Consider the following 15109-nt stretch of genomic DNA (forward strand, 5'->3'; position numbering starts at 1 on the left):
GCTTTGGACTTCAATCGAGACGCCAAACAGTAAATGGGCTAATTTCCCTGTTTGGCGTTTCGATCCAAAAGCCAAACGGATAGTGGTTTTGGCGTATGGGTATAAAGGCATGGGGAAGTGTTTAATGAAGTGCTGCTGTTTATTTTGGCTTGGTATTTGATGAAGAGATGTCTTCCAGCTTTAATGAAGGTTGCTTGTCACTGTTACCATCACAGTACTCAAGGGCGTACCCCATAGCCTTGTAGCTTTTCTCGCGTTTTTTAAACATGCGTTGCAGCATAGGGAGGGCGCAGTCTACATAGTCGTGAATGGTGACTTGTGTTTTGCCTTCCGATTCACGATGAATACGACCGGCATATTGAGCCAATGTACCTTTCCATGCGATTGGCATAGCCAAAAACAACGTATCCAGTCTTGGCAGGCCAAATCCTTCGCCTACATATTTTCCTGTTGCGACGACAACTTGAGCCGATTGAAGATGATTGTCAGCGTTCTTGCGTTCCGCAGCTTTCATGGCGCCTTTAAGTACGACAGTGCTTATACCCATCTCGGTAAGTCGTGAGTGTATGTACTCTGCGTGCTCTCTACGCTCTGTAAGGACTAACGGATGTCCGCCATTTTGAACACACTGAGAGGCGTCTGAGACGATTTTTGACGTGCGCTGTTGGTTATCGACGAGCCAGCGGTAGGCATCGCTTATTTTTGGGCGCTCATCTGTTTTTATTAGCGCAGCTGGCGGTATATCGTAGAGCTGATGAATCATCACGGTTTGAGTAAATTGCTCATCAGGGCTTTGTTTCACTTTGTAGCGAATTGGCCCTGCCGCCATAAAAATGATCTTTTGATGGCCATCTTGTCGCTCTGGCGTTGCTGTTAGGCCCAATACATATTTTGCTCTTACCTCGTTGAGTACCATTTCAAACCTTGGCGCAGACAGATGGTGGCATTCATCAACAATAATGTGGCCGTAGTCTTGAATGAGAGGCGTGATGGAGTTGTCTTTTTTATTAACCAAGCTTTGGTAGGTGGCAATGTCGATAATGCCACTCGGCTTTCTTTTACCCCCGCCTATACTGCCAATGTTTACGTCGGTTAGGAACGTGCGTAATCGCTCTTGCCACTGTTCAAGCAGTTGTCGGCTATGAACCAGTATGAGGGTATTTACTTTGCGTTTTACGATCATGCCAATGGCAGTAACCGTTTTTCCAAATGCAGTCGGCGCATGCAAAATACCGAAGTCGTGTTTAGTTATTGAGGCCACTGCGTCACGCTGGTTTTTTCGCAAAGTGAACTCAGGGGTAAGTTTTAATAATGGTTTGCCGGTTTCACGCTTATCGTCAAACAGTGGCGAAATATTGTGCTCTTGTAGCAAAGCAATCGCGTCATCGAGACAGCCTCGCGGTAGTGCTAGATAACCGTTTTCAATACGAGCACAGGAAATAAACCTCGGAATGCCATGGGTTGAAAAGCGCAAAGCTTGTGTTTTAAAAAACACAGGATTAGAAAAACTAGCTAATCGCTTTAGTCCTGCCAGTAGTGGTCCAGGTAACTCGCTCATCAAAAAGTAGATATGGTTGGCCAAGGTAATAGTCACGTTTTTTGGCAAAGACTCTAATTTTATTGGTGCGGCTTTGGCTGTGATTTCCCAAGGTGGGCGGTTATCTGTTAGCCCTTGTTCGGACAGTAATAGGGTATCGGGTGTAATGGTTGTTATGAGTTGATCAATACTCGATTGCGTGAGCGTTTTAAGATCTGCAAGATACCGCCATTGATCGTCAATCGCATTCAGGTCACTGTCAACAAAGCAACTACGGCCTGAAAGGCGAGCTTCCTTTTGAAGTGGTAGCGCAATGAGATTACCAAAACCGCCTTCAGGAAGGGCATCTTGGTTAGGAAATAGCCTGTCATAGGAGTCAAACGAAAGATTTGGAAATATTTCCATGGCTTTATCAAGCAAAGCGAAACCCAGTGCCCGAGCCTGGTTAGCGGGGATATTGGTGTCAAAAAAGATCCATAAGTGTGCCCCGTTGCCAGAGCGCGAGATTTCTATCGCGTGGGGAATATCAAACGCTTGGCACGCTTTAGACATTGCTTTGACTTCTTCTTGCCAACAGCCTTTGTCAAAATCGGCGGCTAACAAATAGCACGAATTATCTCTCAGTAAGGGATACAGCCCCACCACTTGTTGACCGGCAAGGTGCCTATAAATAATGTGCTCGCTTAACTTGCTAAACTTTCGGTGTGAACAGTCTTGGCATTTAATTCGGGGTTTGTTGCATACCCCGTTTACCCATTCATTATCACAGGCTACGGAATAGCCACTGCGGCCCTGTTGGTTTTGCCAACGATTGGCGAAGATATCCTCTCGCCCACGAAATCGTTGTCTGAATAGGGCGACCTTTTGTTCTGGCGTGAATGTCTGTACTGAACGCTCGTTTTGAGCGCTACGCAAAGCCTCTCTTAATGCGAGAAGCTGCTGCTTTTCGTTTTCAAGCTCAGCTAGCCTGTTATCAATAGCAGAAATGTTTGGGTAGCGAGCGTCATTCATGACAACATAATTTTTATGCGCAGCGCTATGAAGCGCGAACTTGCGGCGGTTTGATGAGCGACTCTGCTGGAATACCTAGCCCTTCATGAAGTTTCCAAATCATTTTTAGCGTGAGTGATCGCTTATGGTTTAGGATTTCATAAACACGATTGCTTTTACCTATCATGGGTTCAAGATCTTTAACCGTTAAGCCTTTGCGCTCCATCTCAAACTTTATTGCCTCAACAGGGTCTGGCAAATCCATTGGAAAATGCTTTGCTTCGTAGGCCTCGACTAACGTAACCAAAATGTCCAGCTTTTCGCCTTCGACGGTATCAGGCTCCGCCATCATTAGGTTTTCGATGTCGTTTAATGCCGCGCGGTAGTCGGCATCTGTTTTAATAGGTCTGATGTCCATTATATATACCTCTTGTTACTACCTTTTGGCTTCAAATCGTTTGCACATCAATTCTGTCGTATTGTGCATGGCTACCTATAAACCGTATGTAAACCACTTTGTAGGCATAATTGATCCAAACGACTATCCGGTATTTATTACCGGCAATGTTAAACACGACACGCCCATCTTTGAGGATGCTGGCATTTCTAAAGTCCTGTTTCACATCCGCCGGTGATCCCCAATCAGCGTTTAATGCATGCCTATACCACGCTAAAGTTGGCTCTTTCGCGTCAATGTATTCTGGGCTGTCTTCCCAAAATGTTTTTAAGGTTGATAATGCGATAATTCTCATAAACAGATGTTAGTCCCAATTTGGGACTTTTGCAAGTTTGGCATTTTTGATGCGGTTAGGAGTTTTTACCGCATCCCCAATTGCCCCATTCCTTGGGGCGGTTCAAATTCCTCTTATTCACCCTATAAAGCTTGGCATATCTGGTGTTGCCCCATTGTCCCAACTGCCCACAGTAAGTGAGCGCGCGCGTTACGGTTTATCTATGATTGTATATCATAAAGTACTTGGTGATACATAATAGCTAATCATTCTTGTGTTTGTGGGATTACGGTGATATGTTTTTGTATATAATTATTCCTAATTGATTCATTAAGGCGTATCGAAATGAGCTATGTAACAGAGCAGATACTAGAAAGTCTTCGAGAAGCTCGGGTACGCAAGGGGTTTAGCCAAAGAGAGTTAAGCGCGCGTTCGGGGGTGCCGCAAAGTCATATTTCGAAAATCGAGTCTGGCGGCGTTGATTTAAGAATATCCAGTTTAATTGCACTTGCCCGTGTACTCGACCTAGAGCTATTGGTTGCGCCTAAAAAGTCAGTTCCTGCCATCAAGTCGATCATTCGAAGCAGCCAAGGGATCAGCGATGAAGGTGAGGCAATGTCGCCCGCATATCAGTTAGAGGAAGACGACGATGACTAATCATGTTTCTACGCTCAACGTGTTGCTCTATGGCGAACCCATAGCAACGGTCACCAACGTGGGCAATGACAGAACGCTTTTTGCCTTTATGGATTCGTACATTTATGACGACTCACGGCCTGTGTTAGGGCTGGGTTTTAAAGATGCACTGGGTGGCTTGCTGACTAACTTTAAACCGACCCAAACCAAGTTAACTCCGTTTTTCTCTAACCTTTTGCCAGAAGAAACCATGCGTCATTACCTGGCAGAGCGTGCCGGAGTGAACCCCGCACGAGAATTTTTTCTATTGTGGGTGTTAGGACAAGATTTAGCAGGTGCGATCACGGTTGAACCTGCTGATGGCGAAGCGCTGCCGCCTAATGTGCATCAAGACATTGACGATGAAACGAAAATAGATGTTCCAATGCGTTTTTCATTAGCGGGTGTACAGTTGAAGTTTTCAGCTGTACAACAGGCAAACGGTGGTTTGACTATTCCAGCAACCGGTCAAGGTGGCTCTTGGATTGTGAAATTGCCATCGTCTCGCTTTGACGCTGTGCCAGAAAATGAATATTCGATGATGGAATTGGCTCGCATGTTGGGGATGGATGTGCCAGAAACGCAGCTACTCCCGATTAACCAGATTGCTAATATCCCAGATGGTATTGGTAAATTTGGCGATGCTTTTAAAAATGCTCAGGCGTTTGTGATCAAGCGCTTTGATCGTGCAGGTGATCAAGCCGTACATATTGAAGATTTTGCGCAAGTGTTTGGCGTCTATCCTCAAGATAAATACAAAAAAGCCAGTATGCGCAATATTGCTCAGGTTATCGGCATCGAAGGTCAAGACGAAGACATTGCAGAATTTACGCGTCGATTGGTGTTCAATACCCTAATTGGCAATGCGGATATGCATCTGAAGAATTGGTCTGTGATTTACAAAGACAAGCGCGCAGCATCGATTGCACCTGCTTATGACTTTGTCTCGACCATTCCTTATATCCCCGATGATAGTGCGTCGCTGAAGGTGAGCCGTAGCAAGAAATTCAGTGATTTCACGCTGGATGAGCTGTCACACTTGGCGGCTAAAGCCATGCTGCCAGAAAAATTGGTGTTAGATACTGCCAAGCAAACCGTGGCAGGCTTTCATGAAATCTGGGCGAAAGAAAAAGCGCATTTACCACTTACCAAGTCGATGATTGAAGCAATCGAAACACATTTGCGAAGCATACCGCTACGCTAAAATGAGAACCGACGCGTACAGAAATGCAGAGGCGTCGGTCATATTGGTTTAAAGATTATGTTTGGTGGCTTGTTTTGTTAATCCAAGCCCCAATTGCCCCATTCCTTGGGGCAGTGTAATTTCCTCTTATTCACCCTCTAAAGCTCGGCATATCAAGTGTTGCCCCATAGTCCCAACTGCCCACGGTAAGTGAGCAAATGGGGGCTTGTTAGTTTCGCCTGATGGGCCTTTTCGGCATGCGGCTGCGTTTGCCATCGAAGAAGGCCAATACTCTGAACCAATAGAGTGATTTTTCATAACCTAGGCTGTACGTTGGGCGTGCTGGCGGGATGAGCCCCAGTTTGCGTCCTAGGCTGACAATCACGTAGAACGTAAGTTTTAGCGTCAGCCAAGGAGCGAGTACCACGAATACCATCAGGCAATATCGAGTCAGTGCGTAGCCTATACCATGAGGTTGATCGAGTAAGGCAATGCCAATACACCAACCAAGGCCTGCCAGCATGGCTATTGGAAAGGTAATGGGGGCGAGTCGCATCATAAACTGCATATTAGCGCCCTCCTGCGTGCTGTTGCGAATGGGGCTCAAAGTTCACCAGCGGTTCAACCACATCAGCCACGGTTTGATGGGCAATACGGCGCTCTTCAAAGTAATCGTGGCGGTCGTAGATACCCTCAACACCTTTTAGCTTATGGTTAAGACAGCGTTCGGCTACGTTGCCTGCAATGCCCAAAGAGGCGGCAAGGCTGCGAAAGGTGCGGCGCAAATCGTGTACGGTGAAGTGTTCAAGTTTGCCCATTTTATTGGGAGGCTGCTTTTTGCGCCCAGGCTCGCGACCAAAGAGTTTAGATATGGCACGGTTGAGTGTATCTGGCCCCATATGTGGGCGATGGCTTGCTCGTCTGGCTGGGAAAACATAAGGCGAGCCACAAGCGCGGACTTGCAGCTCGTTAAACCAGGCAATGGCTTGGCGCGGTAAGGGGATGCTAATGGGGACGCCGGTTTTGCTGCGTTCTTTGGGTAGATCCCACACACCCGTGGTTAAATCCATTTCACGCCACATGGCTTCGCACAATTCGCTTTTGCGCACACCCAACACCAAAAACAGGCAGCAAGCGAGGTAGTTGTCGCGGCCAAAGCTATTGATATGGGTATGAAACACGCTAAAGGCGTAGTGAATTTCCTCTTTGCTGAGCATCCTGTCTTTACTGGACTCCACGCCACCGGCATCGTCCACGGTAAATGCTGCGGCTGGGTTGTTCAGCGTTAAGTCTAGCTTTATCGCATGCCGAAACAGCTGCTTCATATACATCAAGGTATCGTTGGCAATGGTAGGGCGGTTACTTTCTCGAATGCGCTCTAATACTTCGCGTACATGTGTTGGCCGCACGGCTTGGATAGTAAGTTGACCAATCACTGGTGCAATTTCTTTGGTAAAAACACGTTTGGGTATATTGGGGTGCTTTAACCGGCGACTTAAGTCTTTGGCATACCAGTCTTGAAACAGCTGGCTGACATTTTGGATCTCTGGGATGGTTTCAATAGCGCGAATTGCTAATGGATCTTCACCTTGCTGAAGTTGTAGCTGCATTTTAGACGATTCAAGTCGAGCCTCTGCTAAGGTCATGCTTGGATATTGACCGAGCGTGGCTTCTCGTCGTCCGTTTAGGCTGGTATACCTTAGCATCCAATACGGCATGCCAGATTTTCTTACGCAAAAATATAGGCCATTACCATCATTGTATTTTTTATTTGCTGCTGCGGTGCGAGCATAAGACTGCACCTGAGTTGCGGTTAGTTTTGCCATCGTTTGTTACTCTATATTCCTAAGAAATCGTTAAAATTTGCTCACCATTGCCCACCACTGTTTGTTTATCGATTGGTTCGATAGTTGAGTGATTGAACAATCTGCAAGCAGCACGATAAGTGGAGATGGCATAAGGCGGTGGTGAGATAGATGCAAAAATCTGCTCACCAGATACCTTGACTTTTTGCTTATTGAGTCAAAAAAACAGGTCTTGCCCACCATTTTGCCCACCACTTAAACAGCAACTGGTAACGGACATCTGCAAACCGATATGGACGGGAAAAATAAAAAAGCCCTGTATTTACAAGCAAATAACAGGGCTTCTAAGACATTCTTGGACGGGTAAAAAACCTATTCGATATTTTGAATTTGTTCGCGCATCTGCTCAATTAACACTTTTAGCTCTACCGCAGCGTTAGTGATGTCACTGTTGATAGATTTTGATGCTAACGTGTTTGCTTCACGGTTAAACTCTTGCATCATAAAATCAAGACGTCGACCACATGCGCCGCCTTTAGTTAAGATTTTTTTGGTTTCTTTAACATGCGACTTTAATCGGTCAAGTTCTTCAGCAACATCTTGTTTTTGTGCAAGGTAAATAAGTTCTTGCTCAAGGCGAGATTCGTCGATGTCTGTTTTTAGTTCTTCAAGCTTTAGGTTTAGTTTTTCACGTTGCCATTTAGCGATTTCTGGTAAGTGGCTTTCAACAATAGCAACTTGCTCTAAAATTGCATCAAGGCGAGTCGCAATCATTTCTTGTAAGTTCGCACCTTCATCGCCGCGAGCTTGTTTGAAATCTTCAATGACTTCATCGAACCCAGCAATCAGTGCTGTATTTACGCTATCCATATCTAGCTCTTCGGCTTCCATAACGCCAGGCCAACGTAAAATATCAACAGGGTTAATGTCACCATTGCTTTGGTTTTGCACCCATTGTGCGCTTTTAATTAATTGCTCTGCGAGTGATTCGTTAATCGTTAACTCACCAACATGCGCTGGATTTGCAGCAAACTTTAAGAAAACTTCAACTTTACCGCGCTGTAAATGTTTACGTAAACGCTCTCGAATAACTGGCTCCATGCCACGAAATTGCTCAGGTGCGCGGATAAAAGTCTCAAGGTAACGTTGGTTAACTGAACGAATTTCCCAAGTGCCAGTGCCCCATTCGCCTTTAATTTCGCGGCGCGCATAAGCTGTCATGCTGTGGATCATGGATGATTTCCTAGTGTTATTGAATTTACAAAGTTGACTGATTATACCGAATCAGCTTTTAACCTCTAGCGTAAATTTTCTGAAATGTGTTTTTCTGATGTAGTTAATTATGTAAATGAACATGGCATCTAGCACCACATCGACTTATAATGTGGCAAATTCAGAATTAAGGGGATCGTTAATGCGTCCAAGCGAAAGAACACCTAACCAAATTAGACCGGTTACATTTACACGTAATTACACTATGCATGCTGAAGGTTCAGTATTAGTAGAGTTTGGAAACACTAAAGTTTTGTGTACAGCAACTGTTGAAGCAGGTGTACCACGCTTTATGAAAGGCCAAGGTAAAGGTTGGGTTACGGCTGAATACGGTATGTTACCTCGTTCAACACATACTCGTAATGGTCGTGAGGCAGCGCGCGGTAAGCAGGGCGGTCGTACTATGGAAATTCAACGCTTAATCGCACGTGCACTGCGTGCAGCGGTTGACTTAAAAGCGTTAGGCGAAAATACCATTACTATCGATTGTGATGTGATTCAAGCTGATGGTGGTACGCGCACAGCATCAATCAGTGGCGCGTGCGTTGCATTAGTTGATGCGCTAACTTATATGCGTAGTAAAGGTATGATCAATTCAAACCCACTTAAGCATATGATTGCTGCAATCTCTGTAGGTGTATATAAAGGCCAGCCAATTAGTGACCTTGAGTATCTAGAAGATTCTGAAGCCGAAACAGATATGAACGTGATTTTGACTGAAACTGGCAAAATCATCGAAATCCAAGGTACAGCTGAAGGCGAACCTTTCTCATTCGAGGAACTAGATGAGCTACTTACATTAGCTAAGCACTCAATTCGTGAAATTATCGACGTTCAAAAGCAAGCATTAGCATAATAAAGAAGTAGGTTTATTAGTTATGAAAGATTATCAAAAAGAGTTTATTGAATTCGCACTTGAAAAGCAGGTGCTTAAGTTTGGTGAGTTTACTTTAAAGTCTGGTCGCACTAGTCCTTATTTCTTCAACGCTGGTTTATTTAATACAGGTCGTGACCTTGCACGTTTAGGTCGCTTCTATGCAGCTGCACTTGAAGATGCAGGTATTGATTACGATGTGTTATTTGGCCCTGCTTATAAAGGTATTCCAATTGCGACGACTACAGCCGTGGCTTTAGCTGATCACCACGACAAAGATGTACCTTACTGTTTCAACCGTAAAGAGAAAAAAGCACACGGTGAAGGTGGCACATTAGTAGGTTCTGAACTTAAAGGTAAGATCATGTTAGTCGATGATGTGATCACTGCGGGTACAGCTATTCGTGAGTCTATGGAAATTATTGCAGATAATGGTGCAGACTTAAGTGGTGTTTTAATTGCACTTGACCGTCAAGAGAAAGGTAAAGCTGAGTTATCTGCTATTCAAGAAGTAGAGCGTGACTTCGGCACTAAAGTTATCTCGATAGTAAAACTAGCTGACTTAATTAGTTACCTAGAAGCGAAAGGCACAATGGATGAGCATTTAGCTGCAGTAAAAGCATACCGTGATCAATACGGCATTGCATAACAGCTAAAAACGCAAACTATATAAAAAGCCCTGCTATGTTGCTGGGCTTTTTTGTTTATGGACATTTGTGCTTTTATAGCCTTAAATACGGCTAAAAAGTTACTGAAGCGTTAATAAAGTTTCTCTTTTGTGCTGTTTAGATTAAAAAGAACTCAAAAGGTAGTTTTTTTAAAGTTTTCTCAAAAAAGTGCTTGCGTTAATTCGCCGTATCCCTATAATGCGCATCCACCGACACGGCGGACTGCTTACAAAAAAGCAAAACGACGAGTTGGTTGAGTCAAGTAAGACTGAGTTTTGAAAAAATAAACTTTTCTCAAAATTAAGTGTTGACAAAAATAACGGCTTGCGTAGAATGCACAGCCCTTGAGACGCGAAAGTATCTCAAACGTTCTTTAACAATATAAAGCAATCATCTGTGTGGGCACTCGTACAGATTGAGTTCTAACAGCCGATTCTAGTTCGCTAGATGACGCAAACAAATTTAGAGTCTCAATTGAACTGAGTGACCAACGGAAACAAGTTTACTTGTTTCAGCGCAGTCAATTCGATTCGAAAGAATCAAAATTCAGAATTCATTGAGCATGTCCTTCGGGACAGAAAAAACTTTTAATTGAAGAGTTTGATCATGGCTCAGATTGAACGCTGGCGGCAGGCCTAACACATGCAAGTCGAGCGGAAACGAAGAGGTGCTTGCACCTCTGGCGTCGAGCGGCGGACGGGTGAGTAATGCTTGGGAATATGCCTTATGGTGGGGGACAACAGTTGGAAACGACTGCTAATACCGCATGATGTCTACGGACCAAAGTGGGGGACCTTCGGGCCTCACGCCATAAGATTAGCCCAAGTGGGATTAGCTAGTTGGTGAGGTAATGGCTCACCAAGGCGACGATCCCTAGCTGGTTTGAGAGGATGATCAGCCACACTGGGACTGAGACACGGCCCAGACTCCTACGGGAGGCAGCAGTGGGGAATATTGCACAATGGGCGCAAGCCTGATGCAGCCATGCCGCGTGTGTGAAGAAGGCCTTCGGGTTGTAAAGCACTTTCAGTAAGGAGGAAAGGTTAAGTGTTAATAGCACTTAGCTGTGACGTTACTTACAGAAGAAGCACCGGCTAACTCCGTGCCAGCAGCCGCGGTAATACGGAGGGTGCGAGCGTTAATCGGAATTACTGGGCGTAAAGCGTACGCAGGCGGTTTGTTAAGCGAGATGTGAAAGCCCCGGGCTCAACCTGGGAACTGCATTTCGAACTGGCAAACTAGAGTGTGATAGAGGGTGGTAGAATTTCAGGTGTAGCGGTGAAATGCGTAGAGATCTGAAGGAATACCGATGGCGAAGGCAGCCACCTGGGTCAACACTGACGCTCATGTACGAAAGCGTGGGGAGCAAACAGGATTAGATACCCTGGTAGTCCACGCCGTAAACGATGTCTACTAGAAGCTCGGGTCTTCGGACTTGTTTTTCAAAGCTAACGCATTAAGTAGACCGCCTGGGGAGTACGGCCGCAAGGTTAAAACTCAAATGAATTGACGGGGGCCCGCACAAGCGGTGGAGCATGTGGTTTAATTCGATGCAACGCGAAGAACCTTACCTACACTTGACATACAGAGAACTTACCAGAGATGGTTTGGTGCCTTCGGGAACTCTGATACAGGTGCTGCATGGCTGTCGTCAGCTCGTGTTGTGAGATGTTGGGTTAAGTCCCGCAACGAGCGCAACCCCTATCCTTAGTTGCCAGCGATTCGGTCGGGAACTCTAAGGAGACTGCCGGTGATAAACCGGAGGAAGGTGGGGACGACGTCAAGTCATCATGGCCCTTACGTGTAGGGCTACACACGTGCTACAATGGCGCATACAGAGTGCTGCGAACCTGCGAGGGTAAGCGAATCACTTAAAGTGCGTCGTAGTCCGGATTGGAGTCTGCAACTCGACTCCATGAAGTCGGAATCGCTAGTAATCGCATATCAGAATGATGCGGTGAATACGTTCCCGGGCCTTGTACACACCGCCCGTCACACCATGGGAGTGGGTTGCTCCAGAAGTGGATAGTCTAACCTTCGGGAGGACGTTCACCACGGAGTGATTCATGACTGGGGTGAAGTCGTAACAAGGTAGCCCTAGGGGAACCTGGGGCTGGATCACCTCCTTATACGATTTAGAACTTATTTGTTCGTAGTGTCCACACAGATGATTGTTAGTTAGCTAAACCACTTGGTTTAACTAATTAATATGCTCTTTAAAAATTTGGAAAGCTGATATTAAAATTCTTATAGATACTTGTATCTATAAAGAGTTTTCAAAAGTAAAAAATATGCCATTAATCGAAAGATTAATTGGTATCTACTTTAGTATTCTCATCATTATTTGATGAATTAACTTCTGGCGAAGTTAACAGCTGTCACTAACAAAGACCCGTTTGGGTTGTATGGTTAAGTGACTAAGCGTACACGGTGGATGCCTTGGCAGTTGGAGGCGATGAAGGACGTATTAACTTGCGATAAGCCTAGTCAAGCTAGTAAAAAGCGCTTGAGACTAGGATTTCCGAATGGGGAAACCCACCTGCTTGCAGGTATCGTTAACTGAATACATAGGTTAACGAGGCGAACGCGGAGAACTGAAACATCTAAGTACCCGTAGGAACAGAAATCAACCGAGATTCCGGAAGTAGCGGCGAGCGAAACCGGACCAGCCCTTAAGCTTATTATGTGTTAGTGAAACATTCTGGAAAGTTTGACGATACAGGGTGATAGTCCCGTACACGAAAATGCATCTTAAGTGAAATCGAGTAGGTCGGAGCACGTGAAACTTTGACTGAATATAGGTGGACCATCATCTAAGGCTAAATACTCCCAACTGACCGATAGTGAACCAGTACCGTGAGGGAAAGGCGAAAAGAACCCCTGTGAGGGGAGTGAAATAGAACCTGAAACCGTGTACGTACAAGCAGTAGGAGCCCTTCGAGGGTGACTGCGTACCTTTTGTATAATGGGTCAGCGACTTATATTTTGTAGCGAGGTTAACCGATTAGGGTAGCCGTAGTGAAAGCGAGCGTTAACTGCGCGTTTAGTTGCAAGGTATAGACCCGAAACCCGGTGATCTAGCCATGGGCAGGTTGAAGGTTGAGTAACATCAACTGGAGGACCGAACCCACTAACGTTGAAAAGTTAGGGGATGACCTGTGGCTAGGAGTGAAAGGCTAATCAAACCGGGAGATAGCTGGTTCTCCCCGAAATCTATTTAGGTAGAGCCTCGGACGAATACTTACGGGGGTAGAGCACTGTTAAGGCTAGGGGGTCATCCCGACTTACCAACCCTTTGCAAACTCCGAATACCGTAAAGTACTATCCGGGAGACACACGGCGGGTGCTAACGTCCGTCGTGAAGAGGGAAACAACCCAGACCGCCAGCTAAGGTCCCAAAGTCATAGTTAAGTGGGAAACGATGTGGAAAGGCCCAGACAGCCAGGAGGTTGGCTTAGAAGCAGCCATCCTTTAAAGAAAGCGTAATAGCTCACTGGTCGAGTCGGTCTGCGCGGAAGATGTAACGGGGCTAAACTATGCACCGAAGCTGCGGATTCAAACTTTGTTTGAGTGGTAGGGGAGCGTTCTGTAAGCCGTTGAAGGTGTACCGGGAGGTATGCTGGAGGTATCAGAAGTGCGAATGCTGACATGAGTAACGATAATGCGGGTGAAAAACCCGCACGCCGGAAGACCAAGGGTTCCTATCCCATGTTAATCAGGGTAGGGTAAGTCGACCCCTAAGGCGAGGCCGAAAGGCGTAGTCGATGGGAAACGGGTTAATATTCCCGTACTTGGTATAATTGCGATGGGGGGACGGAGCAGGCTAAACAAGCATGGCGTTGGTTGTCCATGTGAAAGTGAGTAGGTTGAGAGTTTAGGAAAATCCGGACTCTTAAGACTGAGACACGAGACGAGCACCTAAGGGTGTGAAGTTGTTGATGCCATACTTCCAGGAAAAGCCTCTAAGCTTCAGATTATACCGAATCGTACCCCAAACCGACACAGGTGGTCAGGTAGAGAATACTAAGGCGCTTGAGAGAACTCGGGTGAAGGAACTAGGCAAAATCGTACCGTAACTTCGGGAGAAGGTACGCTCCTATCTGTGATGAGACTTGCTCTCTAAGCGGACGGGAGCCGCAGTGACCAGGTGGCTGGGACTGTTTATTAAAAACACAGCACTGTGCAAAATCGCAAGATGACGTATACGGTGTGACACCTGCCCGGTGCCGGAAGGTTAATTGATGGGGTTAGTTTTCGGACGAAGCTCTTGATCGAAGCCCCGGTAAACGGCGGCCGTAACTATAACGGTCCTAAGGTAGCGAAATTCCTTGTCGGGTAAGTTCCGACCTGCACGAATGGTGTAACCATGGCCACGCTGTCTCCACCCGAGACTCAGTGAAATTGAAATCGCAGTGAAGATGCTGTGTACCCGCGGCTAGACGGAAAGACCCCGTGAACCTTTACTACAGCTTGGCACTGAACATTGAACCTACATGTGTAGGATAGGTGGGAGGCTTTGAAGCAGAGACGCTAGTCTTTGTGGAGCCGTCCTTGAAATACCACCCTTGTAGTTTTGATGTTCTAACGTTGGTCCCTAATCGGGATTACGGACAGTGCCTGGTGGGTAGTTTGACTGGGGCGGTCTCCTCCCAAAGAGTAACGGAGGAGCACGAAGGTTGGCTAAGTACGGTCGGACATCGTACGGTTAGTGTAATGGTAGAAGCCAGCTTAACTGCGAGACAGACACGTCGAGCAGGTACGAAAGTAGGTCATAGTGATCCGGTGGTTCTGAATGGAAGGGCCATCGCTCAACGGATAAAAGGTACTCCGGGGATAACAGGCTGATACCGCCCAAGAGTTCATATCGACGGCGGTGTTTGGCACCTCGATGTCGGCTCATCACATCCTGGGGCTGAAGTCGGTCCCAAGGGTATGGCTGTTCGCCATTTAAAGTGGTACGCGAGCTGGGTTTAGAACGTCGTGAGACAGTTCGGTCCCTATCTGCCGTGGGCGTTTGAGAATTGAGAGGGGTTGCTTCTAGTACGAGAGGACCGGAGTGAACGAACCGCTGGTGTTCGGGTTGTCATGCCAATGGCACTGCCCGGTAGCTACGTTCGGAACTGATAAGCGCTGAAAGCATCTAAGCGCGAAGCAGGCCTCGAGATGAGTTCTCACTAGACTTTTAAAGTCTCTGAAGGGCCGTTGAAGACTACAACGTTGATAGGCAGGATGTGGAAGTGGTGCGAGCCATTAAGCTAACCTGTACTAATTACCCGTGAGGCTTAACCATACAACGCCAAACGCGTTTTGTGACAGCGTAACAGACAGAAGTTAAGAAACTAAAGTAGACATTTACTTGATATCAGAATTCCGA

General features: G+C 46.2%; 10 protein-coding genes and 2 rRNA genes. 6 read left to right on the top strand and 6 right to left on the bottom strand.

Going from position 1 to position 15109, the window contains the following annotated elements; genetic code table 11:
• Nucleotides 1-139: 139 nt before the first annotated feature.
• Genes J8Z25_RS02930 through J8Z25_RS02940 form a run of 3 tightly spaced genes read right to left on the bottom strand, consistent with a single transcriptional unit; the run spans nt 140 to nt 3279 of the window.
• A complete protein-coding gene (locus tag J8Z25_RS02930) occupies nt 140-2548 on the bottom strand; it encodes a TOTE conflict system archaeo-eukaryotic primase domain-containing protein (protein WP_250661659.1) in 2409 nt (802 codons plus the stop codon).
• A gap of 25 nt (nt 2549-2573) precedes the next feature.
• Nucleotides 2574-2945, bottom strand: coding sequence for a helix-turn-helix domain-containing protein (locus tag J8Z25_RS02935; RefSeq protein WP_000354815.1), 372 nt, complete (start codon nt 2943-2945; stop codon nt 2574-2576).
• 31 nt (nt 2946-2976) lie between these two features.
• Nucleotides 2977-3279, bottom strand: coding sequence for a type II toxin-antitoxin system HigB family toxin (locus tag J8Z25_RS02940; RefSeq protein WP_250661660.1), 303 nt, complete (start codon nt 3277-3279; stop codon nt 2977-2979).
• Between the two features lie 324 nt (nt 3280-3603).
• On the opposite strand from J8Z25_RS02940, the gene J8Z25_RS02945 reads away from it, so the two are divergent.
• Nucleotides 3604-3915, top strand: a complete 312-nt coding sequence (locus J8Z25_RS02945) for a helix-turn-helix domain-containing protein (RefSeq protein ID WP_250661661.1) — start codon at nt 3604-3606, stop codon at nt 3913-3915.
• Complete coding sequence (locus tag J8Z25_RS02950) at nt 3908-5137, top strand: type II toxin-antitoxin system HipA family toxin (RefSeq protein ID WP_250661662.1); 1230 nt, start codon at nt 3908-3910, stop codon at nt 5135-5137. The genes J8Z25_RS02945 and J8Z25_RS02950 overlap by 8 nt, the downstream gene beginning before the upstream one ends.
• A 208-nt stretch (nt 5138-5345) precedes the next feature.
• Here J8Z25_RS02950 and J8Z25_RS02955 read toward each other — a convergent pair whose 3' ends face one another.
• From J8Z25_RS02955 to J8Z25_RS02965, 3 genes are all read right to left on the bottom strand, one after another.
• Complete coding sequence (locus tag J8Z25_RS02955; protein WP_250661663.1) at nt 5346-5684, bottom strand: hypothetical protein; 339 nt, start codon at nt 5682-5684, stop codon at nt 5346-5348.
• A gap of 1 nt (nt 5685) precedes the next feature.
• Nucleotides 5686-6942, bottom strand: coding sequence for a tyrosine-type recombinase/integrase (locus J8Z25_RS02960; RefSeq protein ID WP_250661664.1), 1257 nt, complete (start codon nt 6940-6942; stop codon nt 5686-5688).
• A gap of 351 nt (nt 6943-7293) precedes the next feature.
• A complete protein-coding gene (locus J8Z25_RS02965) occupies nt 7294-8154 on the bottom strand; it encodes a YicC/YloC family endoribonuclease (protein ID WP_167659147.1) in 861 nt (286 codons plus the stop codon).
• Between the two features lie 181 nt (nt 8155-8335).
• Between J8Z25_RS02965 and rph the strand changes: the two genes are divergently transcribed.
• From rph to J8Z25_RS02985, 4 genes are all read left to right on the top strand, one after another.
• Complete coding sequence (gene rph, locus J8Z25_RS02970) at nt 8336-9049, top strand: ribonuclease PH (RefSeq protein WP_130049721.1); 714 nt, start codon at nt 8336-8338, stop codon at nt 9047-9049.
• A 22-nt stretch (nt 9050-9071) separates the two neighbouring features.
• Nucleotides 9072-9716, top strand: a complete 645-nt coding sequence (gene pyrE, locus J8Z25_RS02975; protein ID WP_054554229.1) for an orotate phosphoribosyltransferase — start codon at nt 9072-9074, stop codon at nt 9714-9716.
• Between the two features lie 607 nt (nt 9717-10323).
• Nucleotides 10324-11864: ribosomal RNA gene (locus tag J8Z25_RS02980) — 16S ribosomal RNA — on the top strand.
• A gap of 278 nt (nt 11865-12142) precedes the next feature.
• Nucleotides 12143-15025 (top strand): 23S ribosomal RNA (locus J8Z25_RS02985).
• Together the 16S and 23S rRNA genes form the textbook arrangement of a ribosomal RNA operon.
• Nucleotides 15026-15109 lie beyond the last annotated feature (84 nt).

It is taken from the genome of Pseudoalteromonas sp. SCSIO 43101 (genome assembly GCF_023650775.1).
Classification (GTDB): Bacteria; Pseudomonadota; Gammaproteobacteria; order Enterobacterales; family Alteromonadaceae; genus Pseudoalteromonas; species Pseudoalteromonas apostichopi.

Bases quoted from the DNA above. Each gene is read 5' to 3' on its own strand.
- J8Z25_RS02950 (WP_250661662.1), top strand. From the start codon at position 3,908: ATGACTAATCATGTTTCTACGCTCAACGTGTTGCTCTATGGCGAACCC.
- J8Z25_RS02945 (WP_250661661.1), top strand. From the start codon at position 3,604: ATGAGCTATGTAACAGAGCAGATACTAGAAAGTCTTCGAGAAGCTCGG.
- J8Z25_RS02965 (WP_167659147.1), bottom strand. From the start codon at position 8,154: ATGATCCACAGCATGACAGCTTATGCGCGCCGCGAAATTAAAGGCGAA.
- J8Z25_RS02930 (WP_250661659.1), bottom strand. From the start codon at position 2,548: ATGAATGACGCTCGCTACCCAAACATTTCTGCTATTGATAACAGGCTA.
- J8Z25_RS02955 (WP_250661663.1), bottom strand. From the start codon at position 5,684: ATGCAGTTTATGATGCGACTCGCCCCCATTACCTTTCCAATAGCCATG.
- pyrE (WP_054554229.1), top strand. From the start codon at position 9,072: ATGAAAGATTATCAAAAAGAGTTTATTGAATTCGCACTTGAAAAGCAG.
- J8Z25_RS02940 (WP_250661660.1), bottom strand. From the start codon at position 3,279: ATGAGAATTATCGCATTATCAACCTTAAAAACATTTTGGGAAGACAGC.
- J8Z25_RS02935 (WP_000354815.1), bottom strand. From the start codon at position 2,945: ATGGACATCAGACCTATTAAAACAGATGCCGACTACCGCGCGGCATTA.
- J8Z25_RS02960 (WP_250661664.1), bottom strand. From the start codon at position 6,942: ATGGCAAAACTAACCGCAACTCAGGTGCAGTCTTATGCTCGCACCGCA.
- rph (WP_130049721.1), top strand. From the start codon at position 8,336: ATGCGTCCAAGCGAAAGAACACCTAACCAAATTAGACCGGTTACATTT.